The organism is Aliiruegeria lutimaris (assembly GCF_900099935.1).
In the GTDB taxonomy this organism is placed as follows: domain Bacteria; phylum Pseudomonadota; class Alphaproteobacteria; order Rhodobacterales; family Rhodobacteraceae; genus Tropicimonas; species Tropicimonas lutimaris.
Genome location: NZ_FNEK01000001.1, coordinates 105798 through 122106, shown reverse-complemented (window position 1 = coordinate 122106; position 16309 = coordinate 105798). Strand labels below are relative to the sequence as shown.

Genomic DNA, 16309 nt, shown 5'->3' with positions numbered 1-16309 from the left:
CTCAGCGCTCCTCCCCGGTGGTTCTGACGTTTCGAATGTGGCCCTCTTCGAACGGGTCGACCGTGGAGGGGTCGTAATCCATCGGCGAAACGTTCACCGATTCCCCGGTGCGGCGGGCAATGCGCGAGAGCGAGTAGATCGCCAGCATCACAGCGCCGACCACGGTAAGGAAGACGCCGAGGTCAAAGGCCATCGCCGTGGCCAGCTCGAATTCCTCGATGGGGGGCAGGTGGACATAGCCGAAATCCGAGGTGAGGAAGGGGAAACCGTTGAACCAGGCGCCGATCCCGGTGATGCCTGCGGTCAGCACGCCCCAGCCGATGAAGGCGTGATAGGGGAACTGTATCCGGTCGCTCGCCCAGGCGAAGCCCGAGGCCATGTATTGCATCAACAGCGCGATGGCGACCACGAGACCGGCGATGAAGCCGCCGCCCGGATCGTTATGCCCGCGCAGGAAGATGTAGACGCCCACCATGAGCGAGGTCGGCATCATCATCCGGGTTGCGACCACCATCATCAGCGGGTGGCGGTCCTTGGAATAGCGCATCTCGTGGATCCAGTTGGCCAGCTTGCGGCTGGCCCGGCCATCCATCAGCGCCTCTTCCAGCGCGAAGATCAGCAGTGCTGCGATGCCGAGCACAATGATCTCGCCGAAGGTATCGTAGCCACGGAAGTCCACGAGGATCACGTTGACCACGTTGGTGCCGCCGCCATCGGGTTTGGCGTGCTTAAGGTAATAGCCGGAAATCGTCTCGAAATCGCGCGTCATCAGCGCCCAGGAAAGCGCCGCGACGGACAAGCCTGCCGCGCCGGCGATGGTTGCGTCGCGGGAGCGCCGCGACCAGTTCGACTCGCGCGGCGTATGCTTGGGCAGGAAGTGCAGCGCCAGCAGCATGAGGATCAGCGTGACCACCTCGACCGTGACCTGCGTCATGGCGAGGTCGGGCGCGGAAAGGCGCACGAAGATCACCGACACGATCAGCCCGTTGATCCCGATCAGCACCAGCACCAGCAGGCGCGAGCGGTGATAGTTCATGATCGCCATGGTGGAGGCGATCAGCAGGATTGTCCCGATGTAATCCACCAGCGTTGGCGCGATCATCTCGCGCGTGCCCGGCGTGTGGCTGCCCGAGACATAGGCAAAGAGCCCGAGCGCAACCGTGGTCGCGCCGAAGATGCCGAGGAACTTGGTCAGGCGGCCGTCATGCAGGTTGTTGGAAATGCGGCCGAGGTTGCGATGCAGGAACATCACCAGCGCGTCGTACATGCGCTTGGCGTCGGGCTTGGGCGTGGCCACCCAGATCCGCTCCAGCGGTGTGAAGAAATAGAACACGGCGAGGCCGCCCAGCGTGGCGATGGCGCTCATGCCGAGCGCCGGCGTGAAGCCGTGCCAGATCTTGAGCTTGTGCAGGTGCAGGTGCTCCTGCGTGATCGCATCGGCCACCACGTTCAGGAACCCGCCGACAACGGCCTGCGGGATCACCCCGATCACGACGACCATCGCCGCCAGCAGTGCGGGCGCGGCCCACATGCCGAAGGGCGGGTCATGCGGATGAGAGGGGTAGTCCTTACGCTCCGGCCCAAGGAAGACGTGCCCAATGTAGCGGAAGGAATAGGCGGCCGAGAACAGCCCGCCGAGCGTCGCCAGAACCGGCACCAGCCAGGGATTGCCGAGCCAGGAGGTATGCGCGGCTTCCTCCAGCATCAGCTCCTTGGACAGGAAGCCGTTGAAGAAGGGCAGGCCCGCCATGGAGAGCGACGTGATGATCGCGAGCGTGGCCGTGATCGGCATCAGCACCCGCAAGCCCCCGAGCCGCTTGATCGAGCGCGTATGCGCCTCGTGATCGACAATGCCGGCGGTCATGAAGAGCGCGGCCTTGAAGATCGTGTGGTTGATGATGTGAAACGCCGCCGCCGTCGCCGCCGCCGTGGTGCCGAAGCCCAGCAGCATGGTGATGAGCCCGAGGTGGCTGACCGTCGAGTAGGCCAGCAGCGCCTTCAGGTCGTCCTTGAAAATCGCGATCTTGGCGCCGATCAGCATGGTGATGAGGCCCGTCGTCGCCACCAGGTAGAACCACAGATCGGTCCCGGCGAAAACGGGCCAAAGCCGCGCCATCAGGAACAGCCCTGCCTTCACCATCGTCGCCGAGTGCAGGTAGGCCGAAACCGGCGTGGGCGCGGCCATCGCGTGCGGCAGCCAGAACTGGAACGGGAATTGCGCCGATTTGGTGAAGGCGCCGAGCAGGATCAGGATCAGCATCGGCGCGAAATAGGGCGAGGCAAGAACCTCTTCCCGCTTGGTCAGAATGACGGACAGGTCATAGGACCCGGCGGCATTGCCCAGCAGCAACATGCCCCCGATCAGGGCCAACCCGCCCAAACCGGTCACCGCGAGCGCCATTCGCGCGCCCTGTCGGCCCGCCCTGTTATGTTTCCAATAGCCGATGAGCAGGAAGGAGGAGAGCGAGGTCAGCTCCCAGAAAATCACCATCATCAGGATGTTGTCGCTGAGCACGATGCCCAGCATCGCGCCCTGGAACAGCATCAGGTAGGTGTAGAACTGCCCCATCGGGTCTTCGCGGCTCAGGTAAAAGCGGGCATAGAGGATGATCAGCAGCCCGATCCCGAGGATCATCGTGGCAAAGAGCAGCCCCAGCCCGTCCAGCCGGAAATTGGCGTTCAGCCCCAGCATCGGCATCCAGTCGATGCGATAGACCACGACCTCGCCGCGCCAGATGACGGTGGAATGGATCATCAGCAGGATCAGCGCCGACAGCGTCGCCCATCCCGCCGACAGCGCACAGGCATTGCGCCCAACGCGGATCATCAATCCCGGGAACAACGCGCCGATAAATGGCAATGCCGCGATCAATGCGAGTGTCGCATCCGACTGCTCTGTCACTTTCTCCCCCTGTCTTCCCGCCTTTTCCGGCCTTTTTCACGCCCGGGCCAGTGACCGCCGCATCACGTTGCAAAAATATGTAGGTAGTTCGGTCGAAAAGAGCAAATGAAAGACTTGGCAGGTTGCGGGAGACTGGCCGCTCTGCCGGACAAGCGCCCGAAACGGTTGAAAGCCGTTAGCCGCCCGGACGCGCTAATTTCCTCTTCTCAATCGCCTGCAGCGGCAACCTGATGTGCAGACGGCGCTGCGGCGGGTCCGCGATCGATATGCTGGTTGCCTAAATTTTGTGCATTTGCTTTGCTGCGACCATATGGAGCGGTAGTCGGGGATCGGTGGGCGCGGGGGGGGCTCCGGTCGCGATGCACGCCGTGAGCAGATGTCGTGTCTGTTCGTTCCGGAGCGGCCCAAAGGCATATCGGCAGGATTTAATCGTCCTACATCTCGCCGGATTTCACCGTCCTCAAAAAGCTTTACCTAGCGTAAGAAGTGGCGCATTGTTTCGCCACCACGGCGCGCCAGGCGGCTTTCTGCGAGCAATTTACTGCGCCCGACTGCCTTGACCTTCTTAAATCACTCGTTTCACTCTTCGTCAGGCCGCGATCTGTTGCGGCTCTTCGACAGGGAGACATTACATGAACAAACACCTCGTCGGCGCGCTCGTCGCCGCCACCACTGCAATCTCCGGCGCTGCGGCATTTGCGGACGAATTCATCTCCATCGGCACCGGTGGTGTGACCGGCGTCTACTATCCGACCGGCGGCGCGATCTGCCGTCTCGTGAACAAGGACCGCAAGGAGCACGGCATCCGCTGCGCCGTGGAATCCACCGGCGGTTCCGTCTATAACATCAACACGATCAAGCAGGGTGAGCTGGAATTCGGCGTCGCCCAGTCCGACTGGCAATACCACGCGCTGAACGGTACCTCCAAGTTCGAGGGCAACGCCTTCCCCGAGCTGCGCGCCATGTTCTCTGTCCATCCCGAGCCCTTCACGCTGCTGGTTCGCGGCGACAGCGGCATCGAGAAATTCGAAGACCTCAAGGGCAAGCGCGTCAACGTGGGTAACCCCGGTTCCGGCCAGCGCGCAACGATGGAAGTGGTCATGGCCGCCTTTGGCATCGGCATGGATGACCTTGGTCTCGCTACCGAGTTCAAGGGCGCCGAGATGGCCAAGGAAATCTGCGACAATAATATCGACGCGATGATCTACACCATCGGCCACCCGGCCGCCGCCATCAAGGAAGCCACCACCACCTGCGACGTGAGACTCGTGGACGTGGTCGGCGAGCCGATCGACAAACTCGTGGCCGAAAACTCCTATTACCGTGTCGCTACCATCCCCGGCGGCATGTATGCTGGTACCGATAAGGACACCAAGACCTTCGGTGTGGGCGCCACTTTCGTGACCTCCGCCGATGTCTCGGACGAAGTTGCCTATGTCGTCGCCAAGGCGGTGATGGAAAATCTCGACGCCTTCCGCGGCCTGCACCCGGCCTTCGCCAACCTCAAGGCCGAGGAAATGGTCAAGGACGGCCTCTCCGCCCCGCTGCATCCGGGCGCCGAGAAGGCCTACAAGGAACTTGGCCTGATCGAGTAAACCTCGTGGCACCTTCCTGATATCTGCGGGGGCGCCGAACGTCGCGCGCCCCCGCACAAACGCAATTCAATGCGCAAAATCCGGCGACAGCTTTTCAGTCTTTTGAAGAAATTACCGGGGGAGACCCGCAACGCGGAACCGGGGCAAGACCCTGAAATATCTCCGAACCCGGCGTGATCGCCGCAAGGGCACAACGCCCGTGACACACAAATCTCGCGAACGGGGACGCACATGACCGACAAGGACACCCATCAAAGCGCCGCGCATGACGCCGCCTATGATATCGTCGCCGAAGCCGATACCGGTGCGCGCGACCCGGGAGGCTGGCAGGCGCGCCTGTTCCTCGGCATCTGCATCACCTGGTCGGTCTTCCAGCTCTATATCGCCTCGCGCGTGCCGGGCATGCTGGCCCAATTTACCGGCATGTCGTTTTTCGCCCTGCTGGTCACGCAGGCCCGCTTCATCCACCTGGCCTTCGCGTTGACGCTGGCGACGCTCGCCTTCCCGCTTCGCAAGTCCGACCATGACCGCATCCCCTGGTATGACTGGCTGCTCGTCGCCCTGGGCCTGATCGCCACGCTGTATCTGGTGGTCTTCCGGTTGGACATCGCCGACCGCCCCGGATTGTGGAGCCCGACCGATGTCGCCATCTCCGCCATGGGCGTGGTCGTGCTGATGATCGCCGTCTATCGCTCGCTCGGCTTGCCGCTGGTGGTCATCGCCTCGGTCTTTGTCGCTTTCACCTTCTTCGGGGGGTATTCCCAATGGGTGCGCGAGCTGACCAATTACGGCGGCTCCTCGGTTTCCAAGGCACTCGGCCATTACTGGATGCAGACCGAAGGCGTCTTCGGCGTGGCGCTCGGCGTTTCAACGACGATGATCTTCCTCTTCGTGCTCTTCGGCGCGGTGCTCGACCGTGCCGGCGGGGGCAACTGGTTCATCAAGGTCGCGATCGCACTTCTGGGCGCCCTGCGCGGCGGCCCGGCCAAGGCCGCGGTGCTCTCCTCGATGATGACGGGCCTGATTTCCGGCTCTTCCATCGCCAACACGGTGACCACCGGCACCTTTACCATTCCGCTGATGAAGCGCATCGGTTTCCCGGCCAACAAGGCGGGCGCCGTCGAGGTGGCCTCCTCGGTCAACGGTCAGATCACGCCCCCCGTCATGGGGGCCGCGGCCTTCCTGATGGTCGAATATGTGAACATTCCCTATATCGACGTGGTCAAACACGCATTCCTGCCGGCGATAATCTCCTATATCGCGCTGCTCTATATCGTGCACCTGGAGAGCCTGAAGCTCGGGTTGCAGGGGCTTGAGAAACAGGGCCGCAAGCTCGGCGTTCTGCTTATTGCGCTGCTGTTCCTTACCGGCTTCCTCGGTCTCGGCGTCATTACCTATGCTGTGATCCTGCTGCGCTCGCTGCTCGACCCGGTGATGGCCGGCACATCGCTCTACCTCTCGGTCGGCATTCTCGGCGTCGCCTATCTGGCGCTGGTCTATGTCGCGGCGAAATACCCCGATATCGAGGTGGACGACCCCGAAAAGGCGCCGGTGGCCCCGCGGCTCACGCCGACGATGATCGGCGGCTCGTACTACGCCCTGCCGATCTTCGTTCTGGTCTGGAACCTGATGGTCGACACCGCCACGCTCGACCGGCTGTCGCCGGCGCTCTCGGCCTTCTGGGCGACAATCGCGATGATTTTCATCGCCGTCACCCACCGCCCGCTCAAGGCGTTCTTCCGGGGCGAGGCGATCGGCAACGAGGTGATCGAAGGCTTCGGCGATTTCGTCCAGGGTCTGATTGCCGGTGCCCGCAACATGACCTCGATCGGCGTTGCTACCGGTGCTGTCGGCATCATCGTCGGCACCATCTCGCTGACCGGCGCCCACCAGGTGATCGGCCAGGTGATCGAAGTGATCTCGGGCGGGAACCTGATGATCCTGCTGATCCTCGTGGCCGTCCTGTCGCTGATTCTCGGCATGGGCCTTCCGACCACGGCCAATTACATCGTGGTCAGCCAGCTCATGGTTCCGGTGATCCTGACGGTCGGGGCCCAGTCCGGCCTCGTGGTGGAACTGATCGCGGTGCACCTCTTCGTGTTCTATTTCGGGATCATGGCGGATGTGACACCACCGGTTGGGCTTGCCAGTTTCGCGGCGGCGGCCATCTCGCGCGGCGATCCGCTGGGCACGGGCCTCACGGCGTTCTTCTATTCGATCCGGACGGCGCTTCTGCCCTTCCTGTTCATCTTCAATACCGACCTGCTGCTGATTAATGTCGGGCCGCTCAAGGCGGTTCTGGTCTTCTGCGTCAGCCTTTTGGCCATGCTGCTCTTTGCCGCCGCAACACAGGGCTATTTCTTTGCCAAGTCGCGTGTCTGGGAGAGTGTGGTGCTGCTCTTCATCGCCTTCATGCTGTTCCGACCCGGTTACTTCCTCGACCAGGTCACGGAGAAATACTCCCACGTCGCCGGCGAGGCGGCGGTCTCGGCCATGGCCGAACAGGAGGATGGCGCGTTTATCCGCCTCGTCGTGGAGGGGCCGGACTACGATACGAGCGACCCGCGAAGTTCCACCATCGTCATCCCGGCGGTCTCCGGAGACGCGGATGCAGCCTTGCAAGCCCAGGGCCTGGAAATTTTGCCGGAAGGCGATCAATTGGTGCTAGAAGAGCCCTTCTTTGGTACACCTTTCTTCGAGGAGCTGGCGAACCAGTATGATTTCTACGGCGATACGCCGGTCGTGATCAGCGAAGTCCAGATCGAAAACGATCGGATGCCCAAGGAGATCTTCTTCTTTCCCGCTCTGCTGCTGCTGGCCGGGATTGTCCTGATCCAGCGCCCGCGGGCGACACAGCCCGCCTTCTGAGGACCTGAAAGATGTACAAATCCATCCTCGTTGCCATCGACCTGAACGATGGGGTCTCCGCAAATCGTGTTGCCGAGGCCGCGTTCCGCCTCACCCGTGCCTATGATGCCGGGCTCCATATCATCAATGTCATCCCGGATTTCGGCATGTCCGTCGTCGGCTCCTACTTCTCTGCCGACCAGACCAAGAAAATGGTCGCGGACGAGGAACGGCGCTTCCGCGAATGGGCGGCAGAGACAGTACCGGAGGAAATCCGGTACGACCTGACCGTGATCAAGGGGCATATCTACGACAATATCCTCAAGACCGCCGATCGCATCGGGGCGGACATGATCGTGCTCGGCTCTCACAAGCCGGAGTTGGAGGATTACCTTCTGGGCCCGAACGCTGCCCGGGTCGTCCGCCACGCCAAGCAATCGGTCTTCGTTGTGCGTGGCTGAACGGAAGCAGCGTCGAAGAGGTTCTCTCCGGCGTAACAGAAGAAGACAGGTGGGCTGTCAGGATTCCATTCTGCGGGCGACCGTGGTGCCCGCGCTGAGCCCCGGTGCCGGATAAAGGATGATCGTCTCGCCCGGCGCCAGCCCTGACAGGACCGAGCTTTGCAGCCCGTTGGAACGCTCGAGTTCCACCGCGCGCAGCTCCGCGATCCCGTCCTTCACCACGAAGACCGCATGTCCGCCGTTGGAACGAAAGATCGCGCTGGCCGGTACGATGATGGCATCTTCCTTTTCCCAGACGACGATACGCGCCTCCACCCGGTAGCCATGCCCGAGCGCGGCCCGCGTCGCGGGCGGGTCGGTGAAGCGGATGCGGGCATTGACCCGCTGTTCCTCCACGCCGAGCGCGGAGTACTTTGTGAAGCCCCACGGATCCACCCGAACGACCTCGCCCGAAAGCGGTTCCGCCCCGCCCCATTTGTCGATGATCACCCGGTCGCCTACATCGACCTGCACCGCATCGGTGGAGAGCAGCTCGACCACCACCTCCAGGTCGTCCTCGATATTGCCGATCTCCATGATCGGCGTACCGACGGGCAGAGTGGTCTCGCTTTTCTGCATCACCTGCAGGATGCGGCCCGACGCCGGGGCGAAGAGCGGCGTGGCGCTCTCGCGGGTGATCTGGAGCGCGGCGGCCAGCCCGTGATCGTCGAAACCGATGAGCTGGGCGCGGGCGGTGTCGAGCTCGGCTTCGCGCATCGAGATGGCGGCCTCGGAGGTGTCGAGCGTGGCCTGTGCCGCGCGGGCGACAGATTGCGCGCGTTCCAGCGAGGCTTGTGAAAGCGTGCCACTGGTTGTGAGCCGATCGGCGCGCTCAAGGTCCGATTGTGCGAGGTCGTTATCGGCGATGGCCTTGTTCAGATCGGCGCGGGCCACGCGCAGGGCGGCCTCGGCTGCCGTCACCGCGGCGCGGGCCTGTTCGCGAGTACGGATGTCGAGCGCGGAGGGGTTGATCGGCAGCATCTGCGCCACCACGGTCGTGCCGCGCGCGACCATGTCGCCCGGCTCGACCTCGACCCGCATCAGGCGGCCAGCCACCGGGGTGGAGACGACATAGGGTTCATGGACGCGGGTGCGCGCCTCCTCGTCGATGGTCACCATCATCGGGCCGCGCGTTACTTCGGCCATGTCCACGAGCACTGGTTGCGGGCGAAACGCCCAGACCAGCGCGCCGGCCAGCGCTGCGAGGACCACGAAGGTGATCAGCCTGCGGGATGTCTTCTTTGACGCCATACCCCTTACTCCCGTGTCTTCAGTGCCGAGACCAGTTCGATCCTGTCAAGATCCCGCTTCACCAGCCAGCCCGACAGCGCTGCCGAGACCAGCACCGCCAGCGCGGCGGTTCCGACCGTGTGGGCATCGAACATCAGCGGGATCGAGTAGACCTCGGTCGAGAAGGCGGCGGAAACCAGCGCCGCCATGGCATAGCCCATCAGCGCGCCGATCGGCAGCGCGATGAGTGTGATCAGCCCCAACTCGCCCAGCAGCACGAAGGCTGCCTCGGCGCGGGAAAAGCCGATCACCCTCAAGCTGGCGAGGTCCCGCGCGCGCTCGGCATAGGCGATGCGGGCCGCGTTGTAGACGATGCCGAAGGTGACGATGCCGGCGACGGCGAGCATGATGAAGCGCATCGCGCCCATGCCGCTATCCATGATCGACTGGATCGCGTCCCGCATGTCCTCCTTCAGCCCGATCCCGGCCACGCCGGGCATGTCGCGCACGGCGCGAAAGACCGACTCCGCGGCCTCCTCGTCGATCCTGAGATAGGCACCGGAGACACGCCCGGGCTCGTTCAGGGCGCCGTTCAGCGCGTCGATATTCATGTAGGCTGGTGAGCCCAGCAGGGAGTCGGCCACGGCGACCACCGGCAGGTACAGCACCGGGCGGCGACCCTCGCGGATCTCGGCGGTGATCGTATCGCCCGGGCTCGCATCGAGTACGCGCGCCAGTGTTGTCGAGAGCACGATCCCTTCCTTTGGCAGGGGCAGGGGGCGCTGCTTTGCATCCATTGCGCGGGCCAGTCGTGGTTCGGAGAGCTGGCCGTTGATCGCGCCGCGATGGTCATGGAAATCGTGCCGCAACAGGACCGAGACATAGCGGATCGGTTCGACCTCCTCGACACCGGGCAGGCGGGCGAGCTCGTAGATCACCTTGTCCGACATGGCATGGGTGAAGGTGATCTGAGCGTCGGACCGGTCGAGCACCGAAAAGGAGAGGTCGATCGTCTGGTTGAAGCCGACCTGAACGCCGATCATGCCCACAGACAGCGCCATGCCGGTGGCGATGCCGATGGCGGCGCCGAACATGCGCCCCGGTTGGCGCTGCACCCGGCGCAGCACCATGCGGCCTGGCTGGTCCAGCAGGCGGCGGGAGAGGCCGGCGGCCTGCCCGGTGCTGCTGTAATCGGCCGGGGCAGGCGGGCGCATGGCCACGGCCGGGGCGAGGCGAAACACCCCACGCAGCACGCCGAAGCCGCCCGCGCAGGCCGAAATGACCGAGATGGCGAGGCCCGTCACGAAGCTGCGCGGTTCCAGCTCGAAGACGAGGAAGGGGAACTTGTAATATTCCTGGTAGACACCCGCCATGGCGCGGCCCGAGACAATGCCGAGGCCGGAGCCGAGGATCGCGCCGCCGATGGCGATGACCAGCATCAGCTTGAGGTAATGCGCCGAGACCTCCCAGTCGGTATAGCCGAAGGCCTTGAGCAGCCCGATCTCCTCGCGCTCGGCCTGCACGATGCGGTTGATAACGATATAGAGCAGGAAGGCCGAGACGCCGAGAAAGATGGGTGGCACCGAGACCGAAGTGGACCGCGCGCCCCGGATCTCCTCTGAGATGAAGAAATTGCTCTGCTGGTCGGCCAGTCCATAAGCGCCGAGCCCGCCCAGCGGGTCGAGTACGCGATCCACCGCGTCGAGCACCGCGGCCTCGGAAGCCCCGCGCTCCAGCCCGATCAGCGCCTCGTTGAAAGCGCCCTCCATGTCGTAGGCGGCGGCCAGTGAGGCCCGGCTCATCCACAGAACGGCGAAGCGGGCATCGTCGGGGATCAACTCGCCGGGCGCGGTGGTGTAGAGAAATTCCGGGCTCTGGGCGAGGCCGGTTACATGGAAGCCGCGCCGCGCGCCGTTCATCGTGGCCGAGAGCCGCGCGCCGGGCTTGAGGCCGCGCGCATCGGCGAAGCCCTTGAGCAGAAGCACCTCCTCGGCGCGGTCGGGGTTGGGCATCCGCCCCTCGGCGAGGAAGATGTCGTTGAGCCGTGCCGGGCCGTGTTCGGGCAGCGAAACCGCGCGCGCCCGGATCGGGATCAGCTCGCCGGGTATCTCTACCAGCGCCATGCCCGTCACCCGGCTTTCGACGGCGGAGATCCCGGGGATCTCGGCCAGCCGCTTAAGCGTGCGTTCCGGCGCGCGCTCGACGGGGGCGAAAACCTCAGCCAGCCGGTAGCGGTCGTAATAGGCGTCGCGGGTCTCCTCCAGCGTGTTCACGATGCCGCTCATCATCACCAGCGTCATCACCCCGAGCGCGATGACGACGGCAATGGCGCCGGCCTGTCCCTTGATGCGCCAGAGGTCGCGCAGGAGCTTGCGGTCGAGGGGAGAAAGCAGTCTCACCAGACGATCTCCTCCGGTGGGAGGCGCTCGGCGTTGCGTACGACGTCGCGGATGGCGCCGTCGGCAAAATGGATGACACGGTGGGCCATGGCTGCGGTTGCGGCGGCATGGGTGACCATGAGTACGGTGGTGCCGAGCGCTTCATTGACATCGGCCAGCACCTTGAGCACCGCGCGGCCAGTGGTGGAATCGAGCGCGCCGGTGGGCTCGTCGCAAAAGAGCACGTCGGGTTGCTTAGCGATGGCGCGGGCGATGGCGACACGCTGCTGCTCGCCGCCCGAAAGCTGGGCCGGGAAATGGTGCCGCCGTTCGCCAAGGCCGACCAGGTCCAGCGCCTTGCCCGGATCCATCGGGTTATGGGCGATCTCGGTAACCAGTTCCACGTTCTCTTCCGCGGTGAGCGACGGCATCAGGTTGTAGAACTGGAAGACGAAGCCGACATGGTCGCGCCGGTAGAGCGTCAATTCCCTGTCGGCCATGGCGGTCAGCTCGTGGTCCGTGAAATAGGCATCGCCGCTGGTGGCCCGGTCCAGTCCGCCGAGAATATTCAGAAGCGTGGACTTGCCCGACCCGGAAGGGCCCAGCAGCACGACGACCTCGCCCGTGGGCACTTCGAGGTCGACTCCGCGAAGCGCGTGCACGGCGGCTTTCCCTTCGCCATAGGTCTTGGTCAGCCCGGCGGTGCGGAAGGCGGGCAGCGCTTTGGTATCGGACGGTTTCGGCATGACCGGACCTCCCTATGCAAGAGGTATGGGCTTGCCGGGCGTCTGGCAAGGCCGCTGCGGGGGCAGGGACGGGCGTTTTCGCCTGACCGTGCGGGCTTTTGCGAGCCGGCTGCCATGTCGCCTGGTCGGCGCGGCGTCCAGGACGCGGCAATTACGGTCGCGACATCACTGCCCGCGACCGTCACCGGTACCCGCGACTTTGCTTGCCATGATCCTTGGTATTGCCCGGCGCGACGGGTCCGAATTGCGCAGTTTCGGCCTTTCCTGTCGCCAGTGGCAGAACTGTGTTACCTTACGTAAATCGCTGTCGGATTTTTCAAGCAAATGGTGGATTGCAATGCTCCTTGCCCTCGTTGACAAAGATACTTTCGATTATTGTGAAGCCACCCATGACGTGATCGTGGAACGGCAGAGCAAATGTGTTCCGCTTATTGGGGACCTGATCAAGGACGGACACAGCCTGAGTTCCTTCAACGTGTATCGTGTCGAGGGCCGGGTGTTCCGTTCCAAGCCGGTCAAGAATGGTGAAAAGAAAGATTTTTCGCGCGTCTACCTGCTTGTTTCCAAGGTCTCCGAACACTGACCCGGGGCGGTAGGGGGCGAACAAGGGGCCCCGGAGATATGCCAGCCGGTGCTGGTGCTTGATCCCGGACCGGCGTGCCAGCCTTGCAGGCGCATTGCTGGCATGAAGGCAGTGCTTTCGTGGCGAAGGGTTTGGCCATCTACGCGCGCCTGACGACGGTGGCGCCGCTTCGCGGCGTGGAAAGCTGGATTGGGTCCAGTTACTGTTCCAATTGGACGGCGAGGGGCTGCCCGCTTTCTCGGCTTTTCCGGAAGCCGTCGCTAATCGGGAAGAAGCTTCTATATGTCCTTGAAAACTGGTGAAATTCCGGGTGTCTCGAGGCTGCGCCCGATGGGCGCCATGCGCCTCTACTATTCGAAAAACTGAAGTGGAAACCACTGGAACGTGTGAGCCAGACCCGTCGCGGATTTGCCGTCGCCTTGCAGGATCCACTCGGTGGTGGCGCGCCGCATGTCCATCGCTTCGGTAGGGTTGTGATCGTACCAGGGATCGTAATACTCCACCCAATCGTCGGAGACGCCGGTAATGACATAGACATGGTTGGTATTTTCGAACCACCGGCCCGTCGCCCAGACCGGGCTGTGACGGACAAGTTCGCGCAGGTTGTGCACCGTGACCGGTTGGCCGTATCCGCGCACTTTCAGGCCGAGCGCCATGCCCGCGGCCTTGTTGTCCTTCAGCTTGAGGCCGGTGGTCTTGGCGCTTTTCACATCGATTCCGGCGGCTTCGAGGGTGTTCCAGACATGGTTGCGGATCAGTTTTTCCTCCATGCCGCGCCAACGAAACATCATCGTGTAGCCGGCAAACCAGCACATGCTGGCAATGGACTGAGGCTCTCCGCGCAATTTCGGATTCGGACAACGGGAATAATCGCTCATGGCATATCTCCCTTTGTTGGCACCGAGGCCTCCCGACCCGCGGTGGCTGGTGAAAAGCTTACTCCAAAATGAAGGAAATGGGCAGTACAGAAGAACGCGGCCCCGCTGACAGGCCACAGGAGTTTCTGGCCACCTTCGTCGAAGGATGAGGAACAGCACCGGCCCGAAATGCCGGACCATGGTGTTGAGAAACCTTTCGGAAAGACCCGGATGGGCATAGTGCGACTCGCTCGAAGCGAAGAAGTTGTCTCGCCCGGTGACGGCCTGCCCTTGCAACCCCCCGGGCTCGACACTACGACTCTAGGACGAATTTACAGCGGCGTGCGTGCGAGCGGGCGCCCCCCACCCGAGGCAACAAGATGCAAGACCCCCGTGAGACCTATATGAACCTCGTCCCGATGGTCGTCGAGCAGACCAGCCGCGGCGAGCGTGCTTATGACATTTTCTCCCGCCTGCTCAAGGAACGTATCATTTTCGTCAACGGCCCCGTCCATGACGGCATGAGCCAGTTGATCGTGGCCCAGTTGCTGCACCTGGAGGCGGAGAACCCGTCCAAGGAAATTTCCATGTATATCAACAGCCCCGGCGGCGTGGTGACCTCCGGCCTGTCGATCTATGACACGATGCAATATATCCGCCCTAAAGTATCGACCCTCGTGGTCGGGCAGGCCGCCTCGATGGGCTCGGTGCTTTCGGTTGGCGGCGAGAAGGGCATGCGGTTCGCGCTGCCCAACAGCCGTATCATGGTCCACCAGCCCTCGGGCGGCTACCAGGGCCAGGCGACCGATATCATGATCCACGCGGCCGAGACGCAGAAGATCAAGGACACGATCAACGCGATCTACGTCAAGCATACCGGCCAGACCCTCAAGAAGGTTCAGGATGCGCTCGAGCGGGACAATTTCATGTCGCCGCAGGAAGCCAAGGATTGGGGCCATATCGACGAGATCGTGGAAAGCCGCAAATCGACCGACGACAAGTCGTCCAGCTGACGAGCGTGTGAACAGGCGGCGGGCCGCGAGCTTCGGCCTGTCCGCATTTCGGCATTGTGCCCCGGAAAGGGGTGCCATAATCTTGCTTGGACGGGACGGTCGCAGGGCGCCCCGCAAGTGAACCGGTTTTTCCGGTTAGGACAACGGGCGCAAGGCCCTAGAGGAATGGCATGGCGAATACATCCGGTGGCGACAGCAAGAACACGCTCTACTGCTCCTTCTGCGGAAAGAGTCAGCACGAAGTGCGCAAGCTGATCGCGGGCCCGACGGTTTTCATCTGCGATGAATGTGTCGAGCTCTGCATGGACATCATCCGCGAGGAAACCAAGTCCTACGGTCTCAAGGCGACCGACGGCGTACCGACGCCGAAGGAGATCTGCGAGGTCCTGGACGATTATGTTATCGGTCAGAACCGGGCGAAGCGCGTGCTGTCCGTGGCGGTCCACAACCACTACAAGCGTCTCAATAACGCCTCGAAGAGCGCCGAGATCGAGCTGCAGAAGTCGAATATCCTGCTGATCGGACCGACGGGCTGCGGCAAGACATATCTCGCGCAGACGCTGGCGCGCATTCTGGACGTGCCCTTCACCATGGCCGATGCCACCACGCTGACCGAAGCCGGCTACGTGGGCGAGGACGTGGAGAACATCATCCTCAAGCTGCTGCAGGCCTCCGAATACAATGTGGAGCGGGCGCAGCGCGGCATCGTCTATATCGACGAGGTCGACAAGATCACCCGCAAGTCGGACAACCCCTCGATCACCCGTGACGTCTCGGGCGAGGGCGTCCAGCAGGCGTTGCTGAAGATCATGGAAGGCACCGTGGCCTCCGTGCCGCCGCAGGGCGGGCGCAAGCATCCGCAGCAGGAATTCCTGCAGGTGGACACCACCAATATCCTGTTTATCTGCGGCGGGGCATTCGCTGGTCTGGACAAGATCATCGCCCAGCGGGGCAAGGGGTCGGCGATCGGATTCGGCGCCGACGTGAAGGACGACAGCAAGCGGGACGCGGGCGAACTCTTCAAGGAACTCGAGCCGGAGGACCTTCTGAAATTTGGCCTGATTCCCGAGTTCGTCGGCCGTCTGCCGGTGATCGCGACGCTGGAAAACCTTGACGAGGATGCGCTGGTCACCATCCTGACCCAGCCGAAAAACGCCATTGTCAAGCAGTACCAGCGCCTGTTCGAACTCGAAGACGCCGAACTGGCCTTTACCGACGATGCGCTGCGCGCGATTGCCCGGCGTGCCATCCATCGCAAGTCCGGCGCGCGCGGGTTGCGCTCCATCATGGAGGACATCCTGCTCGACACGATGTTCGACCTGCCGGGGCTCGAAGGCGTGGAAGAAGTGGTGGTCAACGAGGAGGCCGTCAACTCCGATGCGCAACCGCTGCTGATCTATTCCGAGAACCGGGACGCAACGGCCGGCTGAAGCCGCTGTGCCGGAAGTCGTCAGGGCGTTTCCGGGCAGGCACCATGATCGCTCACGAAGAGAAGCCCCGTCAGGCATATGACGGGGCTTTGTTTTTGGGGGTGATGGTTTGCCGGATATTCGTCTGGAATACCCCGAGGCCCGGCAGCTGCGTTTGTCTGTCCCTGGGAAGTCGGGAGATGAAACGCCTGATCCTTCCGGCGTCTTTCGGGACGGGCAGCAGGGCGG

11 protein-coding genes are annotated in these 16309 nt (G+C 63.1%); 6 read left to right on the top strand and 5 right to left on the bottom strand.

Translation table 11 applies throughout. The features are described 5' to 3' along the window. Position 1: 1 nt before the first annotated feature. Entirely contained in the window at positions 2-2902 is a 2901-nt protein-coding gene (locus BLR85_RS00635; protein ID WP_093147365.1) for a monovalent cation/H+ antiporter subunit A, read from the bottom strand. A gap of 632 nt (positions 2903-3534) precedes the next feature. On the opposite strand from BLR85_RS00635, the gene BLR85_RS00630 reads away from it, so the two are divergent. The 3 genes from BLR85_RS00630 to BLR85_RS00620 all read left to right on the top strand — a co-directional run bounded on the left by BLR85_RS00630 (position 3535) and on the right by BLR85_RS00620 (position 7805). Further along, on the top strand, positions 3535-4497 hold the full coding sequence (locus BLR85_RS00630; RefSeq protein ID WP_093147361.1) for a TAXI family TRAP transporter solute-binding subunit: 963 nt from the start codon (positions 3535-3537) through the stop codon (positions 4495-4497). 231 nt (positions 4498-4728) lie between these two features. After that, on the top strand, positions 4729-7365 hold the full coding sequence (locus tag BLR85_RS00625; RefSeq protein WP_093147357.1) for a TRAP transporter permease: 2637 nt from the start codon (positions 4729-4731) through the stop codon (positions 7363-7365). 11 nt (positions 7366-7376) lie between these two features. Beyond that, positions 7377-7805: a universal stress protein gene (locus tag BLR85_RS00620; protein ID WP_093147353.1), complete on the top strand. Its 429-nt coding sequence runs from the start codon at positions 7377-7379 to the stop codon at positions 7803-7805. Between the two features lie 57 nt (positions 7806-7862). On the opposite strand, the gene BLR85_RS00615 is transcribed toward BLR85_RS00620, so the two are convergent. From BLR85_RS00615 to BLR85_RS00605, 3 genes are read right to left on the bottom strand one after another with little or no spacing between them, the layout of a single operon-like run. Further along, entirely contained in the window at positions 7863-9095 is a 1233-nt protein-coding gene (locus BLR85_RS00615; RefSeq protein WP_093147350.1) for an efflux RND transporter periplasmic adaptor subunit, read from the bottom strand. Between the two features lie 5 nt (positions 9096-9100). Further along, positions 9101-11473: an ABC transporter permease gene (locus tag BLR85_RS00610; RefSeq protein WP_244520564.1), complete on the bottom strand. Its 2373-nt coding sequence runs from the start codon at positions 11471-11473 to the stop codon at positions 9101-9103. Beyond that, complete coding sequence (locus BLR85_RS00605) at positions 11470-12198, bottom strand: ABC transporter ATP-binding protein (protein ID WP_093147345.1); 729 nt, start codon at positions 12196-12198, stop codon at positions 11470-11472. The genes BLR85_RS00610 and BLR85_RS00605 overlap by 4 nt, the downstream gene beginning before the upstream one ends. Here BLR85_RS00605 and BLR85_RS28350 point away from each other — a divergent pair. Next, positions 12197-12781, top strand: coding sequence for a hypothetical protein (locus BLR85_RS28350; protein ID WP_139188278.1), 585 nt, complete (start codon positions 12197-12199; stop codon positions 12779-12781). The genes BLR85_RS00605 and BLR85_RS28350 overlap by 2 nt on opposite strands. Before the next feature lie 350 nt (positions 12782-13131). Here BLR85_RS28350 and BLR85_RS00595 read toward each other — a convergent pair whose 3' ends face one another. Continuing rightward, positions 13132-13659: a papain-like cysteine protease family protein gene (locus BLR85_RS00595; RefSeq protein ID WP_170844406.1), complete on the bottom strand. Its 528-nt coding sequence runs from the start codon at positions 13657-13659 to the stop codon at positions 13132-13134. A gap of 359 nt (positions 13660-14018) precedes the next feature. Between BLR85_RS00595 and BLR85_RS00590 the strand changes: the two genes are divergently transcribed. Then, positions 14019-14651: an ATP-dependent Clp protease proteolytic subunit gene (locus BLR85_RS00590; RefSeq protein ID WP_093147331.1), complete on the top strand. Its 633-nt coding sequence runs from the start codon at positions 14019-14021 to the stop codon at positions 14649-14651. A 170-nt stretch (positions 14652-14821) separates the two neighbouring features. Next, positions 14822-16081 (top strand): ATP-dependent Clp protease ATP-binding subunit ClpX, encoded by a 1260-nt coding sequence (clpX, locus tag BLR85_RS00585; protein WP_093147327.1) that lies wholly within the window; start codon positions 14822-14824, stop codon positions 16079-16081. Positions 16082-16309: the final 228 nt, after the last annotated feature.

Bases quoted from the DNA above. Each gene is read 5' to 3' on its own strand.
- BLR85_RS00605 (WP_093147345.1), bottom strand. From the start codon at position 12,198: ATGCCGAAACCGTCCGATACCAAAGCGCTGCCCGCCTTCCGCACCGCC.
- BLR85_RS00620 (WP_093147353.1), top strand. From the start codon at position 7,377: ATGTACAAATCCATCCTCGTTGCCATCGACCTGAACGATGGGGTCTCC.
- BLR85_RS00615 (WP_093147350.1), bottom strand. From the start codon at position 9,095: ATGGCGTCAAAGAAGACATCCCGCAGGCTGATCACCTTCGTGGTCCTC.
- BLR85_RS00595 (WP_170844406.1), bottom strand. From the start codon at position 13,659: ATGAGCGATTATTCCCGTTGTCCGAATCCGAAATTGCGCGGAGAGCCT.
- BLR85_RS00590 (WP_093147331.1), top strand. From the start codon at position 14,019: ATGCAAGACCCCCGTGAGACCTATATGAACCTCGTCCCGATGGTCGTC.
- BLR85_RS28350 (WP_139188278.1), top strand. From the start codon at position 12,197: ATGACCGGACCTCCCTATGCAAGAGGTATGGGCTTGCCGGGCGTCTGG.
- BLR85_RS00625 (WP_093147357.1), top strand. From the start codon at position 4,729: ATGACCGACAAGGACACCCATCAAAGCGCCGCGCATGACGCCGCCTAT.
- clpX (WP_093147327.1), top strand. From the start codon at position 14,822: ATGGCGAATACATCCGGTGGCGACAGCAAGAACACGCTCTACTGCTCC.
- BLR85_RS00630 (WP_093147361.1), top strand. From the start codon at position 3,535: ATGAACAAACACCTCGTCGGCGCGCTCGTCGCCGCCACCACTGCAATC.